This is a genomic window from Streptomyces dryopteridis, assembly GCF_049606955.1.
Taxonomy (GTDB): domain Bacteria; phylum Actinomycetota; class Actinomycetes; order Streptomycetales; family Streptomycetaceae; genus Streptomyces.
In genome coordinates this window covers 1,530,163-1,548,377 of sequence record NZ_CP187113.1, presented here as the reverse complement: position 1 = coordinate 1,548,377, position 18,215 = coordinate 1,530,163, and the positions used below count along the sequence as shown (strand labels likewise).

At 73.5% G+C, this 18,215-nt stretch carries 10 protein-coding genes; 3 read left to right on the top strand and 7 right to left on the bottom strand.

The annotated features are described in order from the left end of the window. Nucleotides 1-14 precede the first annotated feature (14 nt). The 3 genes from ACN20G_RS06185 to ACN20G_RS06175 form a co-directional block, all read right to left on the bottom strand. The gene (locus tag ACN20G_RS06185; protein WP_424211710.1) at nucleotides 15-1,529 is read right to left on the bottom strand and encodes a maltokinase N-terminal cap-like domain-containing protein; all 1,515 of its coding nucleotides are present in this window, start codon (nucleotides 1,527-1,529) and stop codon (nucleotides 15-17) included. A 217-nt stretch (nucleotides 1,530-1,746) separates the two neighbouring features. Continuing rightward, nucleotides 1,747-3,450 carry a maltose alpha-D-glucosyltransferase gene (treS, locus tag ACN20G_RS06180; RefSeq protein WP_424211709.1) on the bottom strand — a complete coding sequence of 568 codons (1,704 nt, stop codon included), beginning with the start codon at nucleotides 3,448-3,450 and terminating at the stop codon, nucleotides 1,747-1,749. Continuing rightward, nucleotides 3,447-5,441: an alpha-1,4-glucan--maltose-1-phosphate maltosyltransferase gene (locus ACN20G_RS06175; RefSeq protein WP_424211708.1), complete on the bottom strand. Its 1,995-nt coding sequence runs from the start codon at nucleotides 5,439-5,441 to the stop codon at nucleotides 3,447-3,449. Before ACN20G_RS06175 ends, treS begins: the two co-directional genes overlap by 4 nt. A gap of 660 nt (nucleotides 5,442-6,101) precedes the next feature. On the opposite strand from ACN20G_RS06175, the gene glgP reads away from it, so the two are divergent. Further along, nucleotides 6,102-8,765 (top strand): alpha-glucan family phosphorylase, encoded by a 2,664-nt coding sequence (gene glgP, locus ACN20G_RS06170; RefSeq protein ID WP_424211707.1) that lies wholly within the window; start codon nucleotides 6,102-6,104, stop codon nucleotides 8,763-8,765. 55 nt (nucleotides 8,766-8,820) lie between these two features. Here the strand turns inward: glgP and ACN20G_RS06165 are convergent, their stop codons facing one another. Continuing rightward, a complete protein-coding gene (locus ACN20G_RS06165) occupies nucleotides 8,821-9,729 on the bottom strand; it encodes an alpha/beta fold hydrolase (RefSeq protein ID WP_424211706.1) in 909 nt (302 codons plus the stop codon). A gap of 156 nt (nucleotides 9,730-9,885) precedes the next feature. On the opposite strand from ACN20G_RS06165, the gene ACN20G_RS06160 reads away from it, so the two are divergent. Next, nucleotides 9,886-10,755, top strand: coding sequence for a helix-turn-helix transcriptional regulator (locus tag ACN20G_RS06160; protein ID WP_424211705.1), 870 nt, complete (start codon nucleotides 9,886-9,888; stop codon nucleotides 10,753-10,755). A 272-nt stretch (nucleotides 10,756-11,027) separates the two neighbouring features. Here ACN20G_RS06160 and ACN20G_RS06155 read toward each other — a convergent pair whose 3' ends face one another. Next, nucleotides 11,028-12,581 carry a DHA2 family efflux MFS transporter permease subunit gene (locus ACN20G_RS06155; protein ID WP_424211704.1) on the bottom strand — a complete coding sequence of 518 codons (1,554 nt, stop codon included), beginning with the start codon at nucleotides 12,579-12,581 and terminating at the stop codon, nucleotides 11,028-11,030. 151 nt (nucleotides 12,582-12,732) lie between these two features. Between ACN20G_RS06155 and ACN20G_RS06150 the strand changes: the two genes are divergently transcribed. Further along, a complete protein-coding gene (locus tag ACN20G_RS06150) occupies nucleotides 12,733-13,770 on the top strand; it encodes an Lrp/AsnC family transcriptional regulator (RefSeq protein WP_424215391.1) in 1,038 nt (345 codons plus the stop codon). A 40-nt stretch (nucleotides 13,771-13,810) separates the two neighbouring features. Here the strand turns inward: ACN20G_RS06150 and ACN20G_RS06145 are convergent, their stop codons facing one another. Further along, a complete protein-coding gene (locus ACN20G_RS06145; RefSeq protein ID WP_424211703.1) occupies nucleotides 13,811-15,319 on the bottom strand; it encodes a nitronate monooxygenase in 1,509 nt (502 codons plus the stop codon). Between the two features lie 297 nt (nucleotides 15,320-15,616). Continuing rightward, on the bottom strand, nucleotides 15,617-17,887 hold the full coding sequence (locus ACN20G_RS06140) for a M4 family metallopeptidase (RefSeq protein ID WP_424211702.1): 2,271 nt from the start codon (nucleotides 17,885-17,887) through the stop codon (nucleotides 15,617-15,619). Nucleotides 17,888-18,215 lie beyond the last annotated feature (328 nt).

The following is an 18,215-nucleotide window of genomic DNA, read 5'->3' as shown; positions in this document are numbered from 1 at the left end:
ATGTGCGACCTCCTTCAGGGCTGCGTCGGGGTGTGCGGGGTGCGGGTCTCCGCGGCGAGCCGGTGGATGGCCGCGAGCGGGACGTGGAGCCAGTCGGGTCGGTGGGATGCCTCGTAGCGGGCCTCGTACACGGCCTTGTCGGTTTCGTAGGCGCGCAGCAGGACGGCGTCCTCGCGCGGGTCGCGGCCGCTCGCGGCGGCGTAGCCCGCGCAGAACGCGTCCCGGCAGTCGGCGGCCCAGTCGGGGGAGAAGGGGTGGCGGCTGCGGGCCGCGTAGTCGAAGGAGCGCAGCATCCCGGCCACGTCGCGGACGGCGGGTTCGGGGCGGCGGCGTTCGGCGAGCGGCCGGGCGGGTTCGCCCTCGAAGTCGATCAGGGACCAGTGGCCGTCGGGGGTGCGCAGGGTCTGACCCAGGTGCAGGTCGCCGTGGATGCGCTGGACGGGCACGCGCAGCCCGTCGGTGGCGGCGAGGTCGTCGAACGCGGTGCGCAGGCGGGCCGCGTAGGGCCGCAGTTCGGGGACCTCGCGGGCGGTGGCGGCCAGGCGTTCGGTCATGCCGGCGGCGAGGGCGGCGGTGGCCTCGGGGTCCAGTACGCGGGTGGGCAGGGCCCGGGCCAGCGCACGGTGCACCTCGGCGGTGGCGTGTCCCAGGGCGTGGGCCTCGGCGGTGAACGGGCCGTCGGCGGCGAGTCGGGCGAGGGCGAGCTGCCAGCCGTCGTGGGAGCCGGCGAGGTAGGGCTGGACGACGCCGAGGGTGAGGCGTTCGCCGTCGGGCCCGCCGTCGTGGGCCTCGTACCAGGCGACGGGCGCGGGCACCCGGGCGCAGCCGGCCTCGGCGAGGGCGCGGGGGAGTTCGAGGTCGGGGTTGAGGCCGGGGCCGACCCGTCGGAACACCTTGAGGATGTGGGTGTCGCCGTAGACCAGGGAGGAGTTGGTCTGCTCGCGGGAGAGGGAGCGGGGCAGGGCGCCGGCGGGCACGTGGGCGTGCGGGTCGCGTTCGAAGCGGAGCGGGCCGAGGGTGCCGGGGGAGCGCAGGCGTTCCCAGAGCAGTCCGGCCAGCCGGGGGTCGCCGAGGGCCTCGTACGCGGTCAGGCCGGTGTAGGGGCCGGAGTCGACACGGCCGACGAGGGCCGGGGCGAGGGCGGCGGGCAGCACGGCGCGCAGCCCGAGGAGGAGCTGGTAGACGTCCCCGTCCACGTCGACGAGGAGGTGGAGCAGGCCCGGGGCGCCGCCGGGGCGGCCGGGGGGCAGGACCTCGACGGCGGAGACGGGACGCAGCCGGCCCAGGGCGCGGCCCTTGGCCGCGAACCAGCGCTGGCGGGGGAGCCAGGCGCGCAGCAGGGGGTCGAGGGCGGCGAGCCGTTCGGCGGCGGCCTGCCCGGTGCCCCGTGCGTCCCGTCCGTCCCACGTGTCCCGGGAGACCTCCGCGGCCTCGCGTGGCGCGGGGGTGCGGTCCGGGGTGGTGCGGTCCGGGGTGGTGCCGGCATCGGGTCCGGCCCGGTGGCTCCGGGCGGAAGCTGCCTCCGACATGGCGTCGCGTCCTTTCCCCGGGCCCTGGTTGGCTAGCGCATTGTGTCCCGGCAAGTGCGGTGTGCTTCCGGTCGTGTGCGTGTGTCGGGTCGAGAGGGTGCGCAATACTCCGTACGGCGGCGGGCGATTGACCCATTCGCGCGCGCCCGCCCCGTACCGCTGTTCGCGTGTCGTCGCGGTGTGCGCCGGCGCTGTGCCCGGCGGTCCGCGGGTGCCGCTACTCCCTGGGGTCCTTGCGGAGGCGGAACCAGTAGAACCCGTGCCCGGCCAGGGTGAGCAGGTACGGCCACTCACCGATGGGCGGGAAGCGCACGTCGCCGGTCAGCTCCACCGGCACCCTCCCCTGGAAGGTGCGCAGGTCGAGCTCGGTGGGCTGCGCGAACCGGGAGAAGTTGTGCACGCACAGCACCAGGTCCTCCTCGTACTCGCGCAGGAACGCGAGCACCGCCGGGTTGGACGAGGGCAGTTCGGTGTACGAACCGAGGCCGAAGGCGGGGTTCGCCTTGCGGACCTCGATCATGCGGCGGGTCCAGTGCAGCAGCGACGAGGGCGAGGCCATGGCGGCCTCCACGTTGGTGACCTGGTAGCCGTGCACCGGGTCCATGATGACCGGCAGGTTCAGCCTGCCCGGATCGCAGGAGGAGAAACCGGCGTTGCGGTCCGGGGTCCACTGCATCGGCGTGCGCACCCCGTCGCGGTCGCCGAGCCAGATGTTGTCTCCCATGCCGATCTCGTCCCCGTAGTAGAGGATCGGCGAGCCCGGCAGCGACAGCAGCAGGGCCGTGAACAGCTCGATCTGGTTGCGGTCGTTGTCGAGGAGGGGGGCGAGCCGGCGCCGGATGCCGATGTTGGCCCGCATCCGCGGGTCCTTGGCGTACTCGGCGTACATGTAGTCGCGCTCCTCGTCGGTGACCATCTCCAGGGTCAGCTCGTCGTGGTTGCGCAGGAAGATGCCCCACTGGCAGCCGGCGGGGATCTGCGGGGTCTTGGCGAGGATCTCCGAGACCGGGTAGCGGGACTCCCGTCTGACCGCCATGAAGATCCGGGGCATGACGGGGAAGTGGAAGGCCATGTGGCACTCGTCGCCGCCCTTGGAGTAGTCGCCGAAGTAGTCGACGACGTCCTCGGGCCACTGGTTGGCCTCGGCGAGCAGCACCGTGTCGGGGTAGTGCGCGTCGATCTCGGCGCGGACCCGCTTGAGCAGGGTGTGGGTGCGCGGGAGGTTCTCGCAGTTCGTGCCCTCCTCCGCGTACAGGTAGGGCACGGCGTCGAGGCGGAAGCCGTCGATGCCGAGGTCGAGCCAGAACCGCAGGGCCGAGACGATCTCCTCCACGACGGCCGGGTTCTCGTAGTTGAGGTCCGGCTGGTGGGAGAAGAAGCGGTGCCAGAAGTACTGCTTGCGGACCGGGTCGTAGGTCCAGTTCGAGGACTCGGTGTCGACGAAGATGATGCGGGCGTCCTGGAACTGCTTGTCGTCGTCGGCCCACATGTAGTAGTCGCCGTAGGGCCCGGTGGGGTCCTTGCGGGACTGCTGGAACCACTCGTGCTGGTCGCTGGTGTGGTTCATGACGAAGTCGATGATCACGCGCATGCCGCGCTGGTGGGCGGCGTCCACGAACTCGACGAAGTCGGCGATGTTGCCGAACTCGGGCAGGACGGCCGTGTAGTCGGCCACGTCGTACCCGCCGTCGCGCAGCGGGGAGGCGAAGAAGGGCGGCAGCCAGAGGCAGTCCACCCCCAGCCACTGGAGGTAGTCCAGCTTGGCGGTGAGCCCCTTGAGGTCGCCCACGCCGTCGCCGTTGCTGTCGTGGAAGGAGCGGACGAGGACCTCGTAGAACACCGCCCGCTTGAACCAGTCGGGGTCCCGGTCCTTGGCGGGGGTGTCCTCGAAGGTGTCGGGGACGGGATCGTTGATCATCATGTGGCGGGTGACCCTCCGGTGGACGGGGACGGTCGCGGCGTGGCCAGGACGTGCGCGGGGGTCCGGCCGGGCTCCAGGCGCACGTAGTTCGCGCGACCCCAGTGATAGGTCTCGCCGGTGAGCTCGTCGCGCACCGCGAGGGACGCGTGCCAGTCGAGGCCGAGTACCGGCATGTCCAACGAAACCGTCGCCTCCTGGGTGTGGTGCGGATCGAGGTTGACGATCACCAGTACGGAATTGGCTCCGCTGTGCTTCGAATAGGCGATGACCTGCTCGTTGTCGGTCTCATGAAAATGGATGTCTCGCAGCTGCCGGAGCGCCGGATTGCGCCGCCGGATCCGGTTCAGCGTGGTGATGAGCGGGGCGATCGACGCGCCGGAGCGTTCGGCCGCGGCCCAGTCCCGGGGGCGCAGCTGGTACTTCTCCGAGTCCTGGTACTCCTCGCTGCCCTCGTGCAGGGGCGTGCCCTCGCACAGCTCGTACCCCGCGTACACCCCCCAGGTGGGCGAGAGGGTCGCGGCCAGCACGGCCCGCGCCTCGAAGGCCGGGCGGCCGCCGTGCTGGAGGTAGGCGTGCAGGATGTCCGGGGTGTTCACGAAGAAGTTCGGGCGCATGACCGAAGCCGACCGTTCGGAGGCCAGTTCGGTCGCGTACTCGGTCAGTTCGGCCTTCGTGTTGCGCCAGGTGAAGTACGTGTACGACTGCTGGAAACCGACCGAGGCCAGGGCCCGCATCATCGCCGGCCGGGTGAACGCCTCGGCCAGGAAGATCACGTCCGGGTCGGCCTTGTTGATCTGCGAGATCACCTTCTCCCAGAACACCACCGGCTTGGTGTGCGGATTGTCCACGCGGAAGATCCGCACCCCGTGGCCCATCCAGAACCGCAGCACCCGTACCGTCTCCGCCACGATCCCCGGCATGTCGGCGTCGAAGTGGATCGGGTAGATGTCCTGGTACTTCTTCGGCGGGTTCTCCGCGTACGCCACCGTGCCGTCCGGCCGGTGCCGGAACCACTCCGGGTGCTTGGCCACCCACGGGTGGTCCGGCGAACACTGCAACGCGAAGTCCAGCGCCACCTCCATCCGCAGGTCACGGGCCCGGGCCACGAAGGCGTCGAAGTCCTCGATGGTGCCCAGCTCCGGATGGACCGCGTCGTGCCCGCCCTCCGGCGAACCGATCGCCCACGGCACCCCCGGATCGTGCTCGGCGGCCTCCAGCGAGTTGTTCGGACCCTTGCGGAAGGTCCGGCCGATCGGGTGGATCGGCGGCAGGTAGACCACGTCGAAGCCCATCGCCGCCACCGCCGGCAGCCGCTCGGCCGCCGTCCGCAGCGTGCCGCTGACCGGCGCCTCGCCGGGCCGCACCACCGCCCCCTCCGACCGGGGGAACAGCTCGTACCAGGACCCGAACAGCGCCCGCTCGCGCTCCACCAGCACCGGCACCGGACGGGCCGCCGACACCAGCTCGCGCAAGGGCTTCAGGTCCAGCACGGCCAGCACCCCGGGGTCCAGCGCCCCCGCCAGCCGCGCCTCGGGCGCCACCGACTCCGAGCGCATCAGGTCCGCGGCGGCCAGCACCCGTTCCCGACCGTCGCGCTTGGGAATCCGAGCGGCGGCCCGCTCGTACAGCTCGGCGCCCTCCCACAGCACCAGATCGGCGTCGATCCCCGCCGGGATCTTGATCCCGGCGGCGTGCCGCCAGGTGGCGAGCGGATCGCTCCACGCCTCCACGGTGTACGTCCAGCGGCCCGGCACGTCGGCCGAGACCCGCGCCCCCCACCGGTCGGTGCCGGGGGCGAGCTCGCGCAGACGCACGGCCGGACGGATCCGACCGCCGGGATCTCGCATGACGACATGGGCGGCGACCGCGTCGTGTCCCTCCCGGAACACGGTGGCGGACACTTCGAAGACCTCGTCCACGACCGCCTTGGCGGGTCTGGCGCCGCAATCGACGGCGGGGCGGACGTCCTGCACGGGGATGCGACCGATCATGATTTCACCTGGGGGCTGTTCGCAGGGCTCGGTGACAACGATTCGGCCGGCGCCGCGACGCCGGGCGTCGGGCAGGCCGATGGTGCACGCTCTGTTCGCTCTTTTTCTAGCCGCTCGGTCGGCGGCTGGGCTGCGGGCATGGCCGCTCCTGTCCGCGTTCACTCGGGTGGCGGGGAGACGGGGGGTGCGGTGCGCCGTGCTCGGTACCCGCTCAGCCATTCCCACTCCCCGGGCGCCCAATCGTGGCGCCCGACACCTACTCACGCGTAGCGCCGGCTCGGCCGGAACCAGCCCGTTCGACACCGCGCCCCCGAACGTCAAACGGAAACCGCCGGCCCCTCCGGGGGATCCGGCCGAGCCGTACGGCCGACGGGTTTCGGCCGGCCCGCCCGGGCAGAAGCGGAGGTCGCACCGGACCGGAAGTGACGCGGGGGACGCCGGAGACCGGGGCCGGCCGACACGAGACCTCCCCCGAACGGCCGGAACCCGAGCCACCGGATACGTCGTCGACTACGCCGCCCGCAGGACCCCCCACCCCGTCCGGCGTACCGGGCCCCATGGTCCGCGCCCGCCCCGACGGCTAGCCTTCCGGGGGTGATGCGCGGGCACACAGCGTGGTGTGCCCGTTTCCGTCCGCGATCCCCTGCGAAGGTGGAACCCGTGAAGGCCATCCGACGATTCACCGTGCGCCCCGTGCTGCCCGAACCCCTGCTGCCCCTCGCGGACCTCGCCCGCAACCTGCGCTGGTCCTGGCACGCGGAGACCCGTGACCTCTTCCAATCCGTCGACCCCGACAACCGGCTCGCCGCCGCCGGCGACCCCGTGCGGCTGCTGGCCTCGGTCCCCGCGGCCCGGCTGGAGGAACTGGCCGGAGACCGCCGGTTCCTGCGCCGGCTGACCGCGGCCGCCGCCGACCTCGACGACTACCTCGGCGGTACCCGCTGGTACCAACAGCACCAGGAAGAACGCCGCCTGCCCGCCGCCATCGCCTACTTCTCGCCGGAATACGGCATCGCCGCCGCCCTCCCGCAGTACTCCGGGGGCCTGGGCATCCTCGCCGGCGACCACCTCAAGGCCGCCAGCGACCTCGGCGTCCCCCTGATCGGCGTCGGCCTGCTCTACCGGCACGGGTACTTCCGCCAGAGCCTGTCCCGCGAGGGCTGGCAGCAGGAGCACTATCCCGTCCTCGACCCCGACGAACTGCCCGTCACCCTGCTGCGCGAGGCCGACGGAACCCCCGCCCGCGTCAGCCTCACCCTCCCCGCCGGCCGCGTCCTGCACGCCCGGATCTGGCACGCGCGGGTCGGCCGCGTCCCCCTGCTGCTGCTCGACTCCGACGTCGAGGGCAACGACGACGCCGCCCGCCAGGTCACCGACCGCCTCTACGGCGGCGGCAGCGACCACCGGCTGCTCCAGGAGATGCTCCTGGGCATCGGCGGCGTCCGCGCCGTGCGCGCCTACTGCGCCCTCACCGGCCACCCCGAACCCGAGGTCTTCCACACCAACGAGGGCCACGCCGGATTCCTCGGCCTCGAACGCATAAGGGAACTCGCGGGCAGCGCCGGACTCGACTTCGACGCCGCCGTGGAGGCCGTCCGCGCGGGCACCGTCTTCACCACCCACACCCCCGTCCCCGCCGGCATCGACCGCTTCGACCGGGCCCTGGTCGCCCGCCACTTCGGACCCGGCGCCGAACTCGACACCCTGCCCGTGGACCGGATCCTCGGCCTCGGCGCCGAACACCACCCCGGCGGCGACCCCGCCGTGTTCAACATGGCCGTCATGGGCCTGCGCCTGGCCCAGCGCGCCAACGGGGTCTCCACCCTCCACGGCGAGGTCAGCCGCGGCATGTTCGCCGGCCTGTGGCCCGGGTTCGACCCCGCCGACGTGCCCATCACCTCCGTCACCAACGGGGTGCACGCCCCCACCTGGGTGGCCCCCGAGGTGATCCGGCTCGGCGCCCGCAAGGTCGGCGCGGGCCGGGCCGAGGACGCCCTCTCGGTCGGCGGCTTCACCCGCTGGGACGCCGTCGCCGACATCTCCGACCAGGCCATCTGGGAGGTCCGGCGGACCCTGCGCGAACAGCTCGTCGCCGAGGTCCGGACCCGGCTGCGCGCCTCCTGGCGCGACCGGGGCGCCGTGGACTCCGAACTCGGCTGGGTGGACTCCGTCCTCGACCCCGACGTGCTCACCATCGGTTTCGCCCGCCGCGTGCCCTCGTACAAGCGCCTGACCCTGATGCTGCGCGAACCCGAACGCCTGCGCCGCATGCTCCTCGACCCCGACCGCCCGATCCAGATCGTCGTCGCCGGCAAGGCCCACCCCGCCGACGACGGCGGCAAGCGGCTGGTCCAGGAACTGGTGAGGTTCGCCGACGACCCGCGCGTGCGCCACCGCATCGTCTTCCTGCCCGACTACGGCATCTCCATGGCGCAGAAGCTCTACCCCGGCTGCGACGTGTGGCTCAACAACCCCCTGCGCCCCCTGGAGGCGTGCGGCACCAGCGGGATGAAGGCGGCCCTCAACGGCTGCCTCAACCTCTCCGTCCTCGACGGCTGGTGGGACGAGTGGTACGAGCCCGACTTCGGCTGGGCCATCCCCACCGCCGACGGGGCCGCCGACGAGGACCGGCGCGACGACCTGGAGGCCGCCGCCCTCTACGACCTGATCGAACAGCGCGTCGCGCCCCGCTTCTACGAGCGGGCCGGCCGGGGCGGGGCCGCCGGACTGCCGGTGAAGTGGATCGGCATGGTCCGCAGCACCCTCGTCAACCTGGGACCCAAGGTGCTCGCGGGACGCATGGTCCGCGACTACGTGGAACGGCTCTACACCCCGGCCGCCCTCGCGCACCGCGCCATGGGCCCCGAGGCCGCCCGCGAACTCGCCGCCTACAAGGCCCGGGTGCGTGCCGCCTGGGAGGGCATCGGCATCGGCCACGTCGAGGCCGCCGCCGAGACCCCGGGCACCGGCCCGCTCGGCGACACCGCCGAACTCGGCCTCACCCTCACCCTGCGGGTGGAGGTCGCCCTCGGCGGACTCGCCCCCGAGGAGGTCGAGGTCCAGGCCCTCGCCGGCCGGGTCGACGCCGGGGACGTCATCGACGACCCGCGGGTCTTCCCCCTCAAGGCCACCGCCGGACCCGACCTGGAGGGCCGGTTCCGCTACGAGGGCCCGCTCGCCCTCGACCGCACCGGACCCTTCGGCTACACCGTGCGCGTGCTCCCCGGGCACCCGCTGCTCGCCTCCCCGGCCGAACTCGGGCTGATGGCGGCCCCGCAGGGCCAGGCGGCGGCGGGGACGGAGCCGGGGGTGACCCTGCGCTGACCGTGCCGGGGCCGGGTCCCGGGGCCCGTGCCACCCGTGTCCCCCGTCGTCGTGGTCAGGCGGCGAGGGACACGTCGGCGGGCGCGGCCCAGGCCCCGGGGGCGGTGTCGGCGCCGGTGTCGGCGTCGAGGAAGTCGTCGACCAGGTCCACGAACTCCCGCGCCCGCTCGAAGAACATCACGTGCCCGGCGTCCAGCTCCGCGTAGGCGCTGTGCGCGATCCCCGCGTGCAGGGCCCGGCTGTGCTCCACGGGCACGGTCGCGTCCTGGGTGCCGCCCACGACCAGGGTCTCGGCCGTGATCCGCGGCAGCAGCTCCCGCAGGTCCACCGCGAGGTCCAGTTCCACGTGCCGCAGGGTGCCGGGGGTGGGCGGCATGTTCGGGATCAGCGCCTCGAAGGCGTCCCGACCGATCGCGTTCAGGAAGCCCCGGCTGAACCCGGTCATCGCCACCGACCGGCCGAAGGCCGCCGGGTCGCTCGCCCCGAGCTGCCGCCACAGGGTGAACAGGCTCGTCAGGTACTCGTCCCCGGCGGTGTGCACCCAGCCCGCCACGAGCACCAGCCGCCGGAACAGGTCCGGGCGCAGCGCCGCCGCGGCCGCCGCGACCGTCGCCCCCATCGAGAACCCCAGCAGGTCCACCGGCCCGCCCAACGGGCCCCGGACCTCCTCGACCACGGCGATCACCTGACGGGCCAGGATCTCCACGCTCAGCGGCCCGCCGTCGTCGACGGTCGCGTCGGTGCCCGACAGATCCAGGGTCACCACGGGACGCGAGGGGGTCAGCAGGGGCAGCGTGGACCCCCAGTTCACGCCGGAACCGGCGGACCCGGTGCCGTGCACGAGCACCAGCGGGGTGCCGGAGACGGCCTCGTGACGCTCGAACCGGACCCGGGCGGACCCGACGGTGACGTGGCCGGTGGTGACCCGCGCGGTGGCGACGGGGGCGGTGGTGGTGACGGACATGGCGACTCTCCTTCGACGGGGCCGGGGCCCGCCGGGTGTTCCCGGCGGCGCTCCCTCGGCCGGACACCACATTGCCGCCGGGCGGAGCGGGCCGGCAGAGACCTCCTCAACCTGGGATCGGCGGTCCCTGGTTCGGCCCCCGAGGCCGCCGGCAGGATGGGCCGCGTGACGATCGACCGCGCCGCCCTCGCCGACTTCCTGCACCGCTCCCGCGACCGGGTCCGCCCCGCCGACGTGGGCCTGCCCGCCGGGGCCCGCCGCCGCGCGCCCGGCCTGCGCCGGGAGGAGGTCGCGCAGTTGGCGGGCATGTCCGCCGACTACTACACGCGCCTGGAGCAGGCCCGCGGCCCGCAGCCCTCGCCCGAGATGCTGGCCGCCCTCGGCCGCGCCCTGCGCCTGACCCGCGACGAGGTCGACCACCTGCACCTGCTGGCCGGCCGCCGGCCCCCCGCCGAGGCCGCCCGGGGCGACCACGTCAACCCCGGCCTGCTGCACCTGCTGGACCGGCTCGACACCACCCCCGCGCAGATCCTGGGCGACCTCGGCGACGTGCTGGCCCAGAACCCGGTGGCCGAGGCGCTGCTGGGCGGGGTGTGCACGGTCTCGGAGCACGGGCGCAACGTGGTCTGGCGCTGGTTCGCCGACCCGGCGCAGCGGGCCGCGTACCCGAGCGGGGAGCACGAGGCGATCGGTCGCGCGCACGTCGGCGACCTGCGCGCCGCCGTCGCGCGGCGCGGGGCCGGCGATCCGGCGGCGGCCCGGCTGGTGGCCCGGCTGCGGGGGGCGAGCGAGGAGTTCGCCCGGATCTGGGACCTGCACGAACCGGCCGTGCGCCGGGCCTCGCGGCTGCGCCTGGACCACCCGCTGATCGGCCCGGTCGAACTCGACTGCCAGGTCCTGCGGGCCCCCGAGGGCGAACAGCGGGTGGTGCTCTACACCCCGCCGGTGGGCGGGGACGCGGCGGACCGGCTGGCCCTGCTGCGGGTGGTGGGCACGGGCCAGTTCACCGGCCGCGCGGTGGGATGATCGGACCGGCGGCCGGGCCTGTGGACAACGGCGGGCGGCCGTTCGAGAGTTGACGCACTCTGGGCGGGCGGGCCGAACGGGTCCGCGACGGACACCGACCCCCGGAGGCCCCCGTGCCCCAGCGACCCCCGACCCCCGCACCCGCCCGTAACGAGGAGGGGGCGGACCGCGCCGACCCGTGTCGACGCACCCCGCCCCCGTCCCCTGTGCCGCGTGCGCGCGCGGCCGGCCGGCTCGATCCCGACCGCGCCCGGCGCCTGTGGCGGACCGCCCTACGAACCCGGGACCACCACGACCTCGTCGTGTGCCCGCCCCGCACCCTCACGGCCCGGCCCGCTCCCGGGCCCGTCCGTGCCGGGCCGGCCGCCGCGCTCCGCCGGCTTGCGTGGCCGGACCAGCGCGAAGGTCACCAGTGCGCCCAGCAGGCCCAGGACGGCGGAGGCGAGGAAGGTGTCCCGCAGGCCCGTCACGAAGCCCTGCTCGATCACCCCGGCCAGTTCGGGCCGGCCGGCCGTGAGCGCCGCGCCCTGACCGGCGGCCACGGGGCCGGCCAGGTCCCCGGCCGCCCCCAGCCCCCGGGTCAGCCCCGAGTGGAAGATCACGCCGAGCACCGCGATGCCGAGGGCGTTGCCCAACTGCCGACCCGTGTTCAGGGCCCCGCCCGCCATCCCGGCGCGGGCCGGGGCGACCGTGCCCATGGCCACCGAGGCCAGCATCGGGGTCGCGGCGCCGACCCCGACGCCCGTCAGGATCAGCCCCGGCAGCAGCGCGCCGCCGCCGTCGCCCACGTCCAGCATCAGCGCCTGCACGGCGGCGCCCGCGCCGATCAGCAGCAGGCCCACGCCGACGATCAGCCGGGCCGAGCGGCCGTGCAGGAAGCGCCCGGCCAGCGCCGAGACCACGAACGCGGCCAGGCTCAGCGGCAGGGTCACCAGCCCGGCCCCGATCGGCCCCATGCCGCGCACGGTCTGGAGCCACACCGAGACGTACAGCAGGTAGGAGAAGGCCGCGCCCGACAGCAGCAGCGAGGCCCCGACGATGCCGGCGAAGGTCCGGTCGCGGAAGAGCGCGAGGTCCACCATCGGCTCGGCGACCCGCGTCTCGACCAGCACGAAGGCGAGCAGGGCCAGCACGCCCACGGCGAAGAAGGCCAGCGGACGGGTGCCCGTCCAGCCGTCCTCGGCCACCCTGATGAACGCGTACGTGAGCGCGCCGGCGCCGAGGGTGAAGGTCAGCATCCCCGCGAGGTCGAAGCGGCCGGCGGTGCGCGGCGGCTTGGACTCGCGCACCGCGCGGAGGGTCACCAGCACCGCCAGGATCGAGATCGGCACGTTCACGAAGAAGATCCAGCGCCAGCCCACGTGCTCGGTGAGCACGCCGCCGAGGATCGGGCCGGCCGCGGCGGCGGCGCCGTTGACCGCGCCCCACACGCCGAAGGCGATGCCCCGCTCGCGCCCCTGGTAGGCCGCGCTCAGCAGGGCCATCGTGGTGGCGAACATGGCCGCGCCGCCGATGCCCTGCACGGCGCGGAACGCGATCAGGGTCGCCGGGCCGTCGGCGAGGCCGCAGGCCAGCGAGGCCAGGGCGAAGAGGACCAGGCCGGCCAGGTAGACCCGGCGCCGCCCGATCTGGTCGGCCAGCGAACCGGCCCCGAGCAGCAGGGCCGCGAGGGCCAGGGCGTAGCCGTCCATCACCCACTGGAGATCGGTGAACCCGGTCCCGGTGTCGGCGGCGATGTCGGGCAGCGCCACCGTGACGATGGTGACGTCCACCAACAACATGAACGCCCCCAGGCAGACCGCGACCAGCGGCAGCCATTTGCGCATGACGATTCTCCTTCGATGACGCCCGAGGAACCCGGGGTGCCGAGCCCGCGAATCCCCCCGGGCGGCTCGTCACACCATCGCGTCGAACCCACGGTTCCCCACAGCCGGCGCCCCTGGAGTGGCGGATTCCCACACCGAGCGGCAGGGCATGATGGAATCCGTGAACGCGCAGCCTTCTTTCGACGCCTTGGACCTCGCCCTGATCCAGGCCCTGCGGATCGACGGCCGGGCCACGTTCAGCAGGCTCGGGCAGGTGCTGGACGTCTCGGACCAGACCGTCGTGCGCCGCTACCGCCGACTGCGCGGGGAAGGGCTGCTGCGGGTGGTCGGGATGTCCTCCGGCGTGCGGGTCGGGCTCTTCGAGTCCTGGCTGCGGATGCGCTGCGCGCCCTCGGCCGCGCTGCCCGTGGCCCGCGCCCTGGCCCGCCGGCCCGACATCGCGTGGGTGACGATCAGCGGCGGCGGCACCGAGATCCACGGCATGACCCGCGCCCGGACCCGACAGGACCGCGACGGCCTGCTGCTGGAGCGGCTGCCCCGCACCCGGCAGATCAGCGACATCGGCGCTCACACCATCCTGCGCAAGTTCTTCGGCGGGCCGGACCCCTGGGACTGCATCGACGTCCTCGAACCGGCGCAGGTCGAGGCCCTCACCCCGCCTCCGCCACCCCCGCCCCCGCCCGGCCGGTACGTCCTGGACCCGGCCGAGACCGCCCTGCTGGCCCTGCTCGCGAAGGACGGGCGCACCGGCTACCCCGAACTGGCCCGGGCCGCCGGCCTCTCGGAGTCCACGGCCCGCCGGCGGGTGGAGCGCATGTACGAGGCCGGGGCCCTCTACTTCGACCTGGAGGTGCTGCCGAGCCACTTCGGCTTCGAGGCGGCGGCGACCCTGCTGCTGACCGTGGACCCGGCCCGACTCGCCGAGGTGGGCGTGGCCGTGGCCGCGCACACGGAGGTCCCCTTCGCGGCGGCCGTCACCGGACCGGCCGGGCTGCTCGCGATCGTGGTGTGCCGGGACACCGAGCACCTGTACACGTACCTGACCGAACGCGTCGGCACCCTGCCCGGGGTCCGCCAGATCGAGACGATCCCGGAGCTGCGCAGTCTGAAACGGGCCGGGATGCTGGTGGAGGACGACCGGTTGGTGGACCCGCCGAGCGCCCCGGGCCCGGGAGCCGACGGGCGCTGACGGCCCGCCGGTTCGGGCGGTCGGCTCGGGCGGGCGCGGCTCAGACCTCGGGGGCGCCCGCCGACATCCAGGCGACCACGTCGGCCGCCGTGTAGGGCTCGGCGTTGGGCGCGAGCTTCGGCAGGAAGGACAGGTCCTTGCCGATGGTGACCAACGGGGGCTCCACGCGGCCGCCGGGCCGGCGCTGGGCCAGGCCGATCGTGGCCAGCAGGCCGTTGCACAGGCAGTGCTTGCCCTCGGCCTCCGTCGCCTCGCCGCCCTTGCGGACGTACTGGGCCACGGGTTCGGCCGCGCAGCGGTAGACCAGGCCGCGCGGACCGCGCACGGCGGTGCGCAGGAAGCCGAGGTCGCAGACCCGGCGCCGCTCGGCGGCCACCTCCGGGTCCGAGACGCTGCCGGAGATCTCCGCGACCTTGAAGGGGAACGCGGTCGGGGAGGCGCTGGGGTCGTTGCGCACGGTCAGGGTGCCGCGGTGGGCGCGGTCGGTCAGTTCGCGGCGCAGGTGCTCGGCCATGCCGGACTCCTCGCACAGCGCGAACGCGCTGCCCACCTGCACGCCGGCCGCGCCCCGGGCGCGGGCCTCGGCCAGGGCCTCCGGGCCGGCCTGGCCGCCGGCCAGCCAGAACGGCAGGCCGAGCGCGGTCATCTTGGCGAGGTCGGGGTTGTCGCGGGGGCCGTAGACCGGTTCGCCGGCCTCGTCCAGGCGCAGCGGGCCGCGCGGCGGGGCGCTGTGGCCACCGGCCTGGCTGGTCTCGATGACGAAGCCGTCGGGTCGGGTGGCCTCGTCGCGGGCCAGGTAGGTGGCCAGGACCGGGAGGGAGACGATGGCCAGCACCCGGGGCCGGCGCAGCGGGCCGGGCAGGTGGCCGGCGAGGAGGGCCTGGGGGTCGAAGAGGTGGGGGAGGGGTTCCTCGTCTCCCTCCACGTGGATCATCGTCGCGCACGGTTGGTACCGGGCCAGGGCGGTGGCCAGGGCCGGGATCTGGCCGGGGACGCCCGCGCCGACCAGGACGTAGTCCACGCCGGCGAGGATCGCGCCGAACATGGCCGGGGCGGTCGCGAGTTGGATCTTCTCCAGGTAGTTGACGCCGACCGGACCGTCGTGGCCCTCCTTGGCCAGCCAGACCTCGACGAAGTTGGCGAGCACGGTGAGGATCTCGGCCTGTCCGCCGCCGGTGGCCCGCAGTCGGGGGGTGGTCCGCATGGCCTGTCCGTCCTCCAGGCCCTCGGGCCGGAAGTAGCAGTCCAGGGCGGTCTGGGCCAGTTCGGGGAGGGGGAAGGCGGCCAGGGCGCGGCGGACGTGGCCGCCGGGGTCGCCGGTCTGCAGGACGCGGGCGAGGACCACGTCGAGGGCGGTGCCCGAGACCACGCCGAGCTGCCCGGTGCGGGCCACCGCGCGGGCCAGGCGCCAGCCGGAGACGCCCACGCCCATGCCGCCCTGGATCAGCCAGGGCGTGGCGGCGGGGGTCGCGGTCGGCGCCGCCTCGACGAGGTGCGGCAGGGCGGTCGTGACGGGGCGGGCGACGGTCTGCGGTGCTGTGCCGGGCATGTGCTGGTCCTCGATCTCACCCGAACCTACGGTTCCGTAGGTTCGCTGGGACCAGTCTGTCGCCGCGGGCGCCGTTTGTCGGGCGCCGAAGGTCCCGGCCGTGGGGGCAACAGGTCCCCCGGGGGTCCGTGGGGGCGGAATCCGGGTCGGGACGTGGGACAGGGCCGCCCGGGGGGTACCTCCCGGACGGCCCCGCGTGGTGGGGAGTGCCCCGCGCCGGTCCCGGTGGGGAGCGGCGCGGGTCCTGCGTTGGGGATCTCACCGGTCAGGGGCTTGTCAGGCCCCCGGTTGGGAAGATCAGAAGGTGAGCTTCCAGCTGTTGATGTAGCCCGTGTCGGCCGCGTACTTGTCGGCGACCCGGAGCTTCCAGACCCCGTTCGCCGCGACCGCCGAGGCGTTCACCGTGTAGGTGGCGACCACGTTGTCCGCGGAGTCGGAGGTGGAGGTGTTCTTCAGGCGGTACAGGGTGCCGTTCGGGGCGACCAGGTCGATCTGGAGGTCACCGCGGTAGGTGTGGACGATGTTCACGTCCACCGAGAGGGCCGCCGAGGCGTTGCCGGAGCGGGTGACGGTGATCGGGGAGTCGACCTGACCCGAGTCCGGGATCTGGTAGTCGGCGGTGTTCTCGAACACGTTCGGCTGGGCGGTGCCCACCGTCCACGTGAAGGAGGCGGTGCCGGTCTTGTTCGCCGAGTCCTTGACGGTCACGACGACGTTGGAGGTGGCGGCCGTGGTGGCGGTGCCGGAGATCAGGCCGTTGGAGGCGTTGATCGACAGGCCGGCCGGCAGGCCGGTGGCCGAGTAGGTCAGCGCGCCCGGGTTGGTGCTGGTGGCCTGGACCTGGAGGCTGACGGCCGTGTTGATCTGGGTCTGCTGGTTGGCGATCGGGGTGACCGTCACGCCGTCCGAGATCCGGGCGCCGACGGCGATGCCGGCCCAGGCGTTGGCCACGTTGTTGTACGTGGCGGAGCCCTGGCCGTACAGGTCGGCGGCGGCCTGGAGGGTGGCGGTGCGGGCCGCGGCGTAGTTGGTGTTGGACTTGAAGTAGCCCACCGTCAGCGCGCGGAACCAGATCTTCTCGGCGGCGGCGCGACCGATGGCGGTCACGGGCAGCCCGTCGGCGGTCGGGGAGTCGTAGCTGACCCCGTTGACCACCTTCTGGCCGGAGCCCTCGGAGGCCAGGTAGAACCAGTGGTTGGCCGGGCCCGAGGAGTAGTGGACGTCGATGCCGCCCAGCCCCGAGTACCAGGAGTCCTTGGACGAGCCGTCCTTGCTCGGCTTGTCCATGTACCGCAGCGGGGTGCCGTTGCCGTTGATGTCGATCTTCTCGCCGACCAGGTAGTCGCCGACGTCCTGCGGGTTGTTGGCGTTGAACTCGACGGCCGCCGCGAAGATGTCGGAGGTCGCCTCGTTGAGGCCGCCGGACTCGCCGGAGTAGGTCAGGTTGGCGGTGACCGAGGTCAGGCCGTGGGTCATCTCGTGCGCGGCCACGTCGATGGAGGTCAGGGGCTTGGTGTTGCCCTGGCCGTCGCCGTAGGTCATGCAGAAGCAGGAGTCGTCCCAGAACGCGTTCACGTACGCGTTGCCGTAGTGGACCCGCGAGTAGGGGGCCACGCCGTCGTTGCGCAGGCCGTTGCGGCCGTGCACGTTCTTGTAGTAGTCCCAGGTCAGCTGCGCGCCGTACTGGGCGTCCGCGCCGGCGGTCTCGGCGTTGGAGGCGGCGCCGTTGCCCCAGATGTCGTCGGGGCCGGAGAACAGGGTGCCGGTGCCGGAGGTGCCCTTGTTCAGGTTGTTGGTCTTGTGGCCGCCGCGCGCGGCGTCGGTCAGCGTGTAGTTGCTGCCCGACTGCGAGCTGCCCAGGGTGACCTGGCCGCTGTACTGGGTGTTGCCGGTGCCGGTCTCGATGCCCTGCCACTCGGCTATCTTGGCGCCGGTCTTGGCGTTGGTCACCACGTGCAGCTCGCTCGGGGTGCCGTCGTGCTGCACCCCGCCGACGACCGTCTCGAAGGCCAGGACGGGAGCGCCCTCGGCGGCCCAGACGATCTTGCGGGCCGACTTCGACGCCTTGGCCTCCTTGCCGCCCTTCGCCTGGGCGAGGCCGACGGCCTGCTTCTCGGCGGCGGCGGGCGCGACGGCCGCGTCCGTGGTCGGGACCTTGATCTCGTGGTTGGTGGCCTTGGTCACGCTCTTGGTGACACCGCCCTTGGCGTGGACCGTGAGGTCACCGCCGAGCACGGGCAGACCCTTGTAGGTCCGCTCGTAGGTGGTGTGCGTGGTGCCGTCGGCGTCCTTGACCACATCGCGGACGACGAGCTTCTCGTCGTTCGCGAGGCCGAGGGACTTGGCGGCCTGCGCGGAGGTCGAGTTGGCGGCCGTGAGGAGCGTCGCACGCTCCGAGGGGCTCAGCTTGACCGACGCCGCGCCCGGGTTGGAGCGGGCGGAGACGGCCTGGCCGGTGTTGTCGGCGGTCGCGGAGGCGGATCCGGTCTGGATGCCGACCGCGAGCAGGGCGGCGGCGGCAACGAGCGCGCCGGCCGCGGTGGCACGCCGCTGGGGGGTGGGACTCAACGCAGACTCCTTCTGCAAGGGGGGTTCCGGACGGCTGGGTGGGCCTCCGGGCAGATCAGGGCAGTGCGATGAACGGATGGAACAGTGCCGGCTCCACGCCACTCCTGTCAGGGTCGCGTCAAAAGGTTGGCCGGAAATGGTTCGTTGTCCGAACCGTCACGTCCGTTATGCGAACCGTTCACCCGGCTGTGCAGAGGGAGGATCCCGCCATCCGGAACGGTGGCCACCGGTTGCTAACGAGTGAGCAACAAGAGGGCACGTTCACGTAAACGGCACTTACCGTACGGGTGTTTGTCGTACTGTTTTCCGGTGCGACTGATGTCCGCTG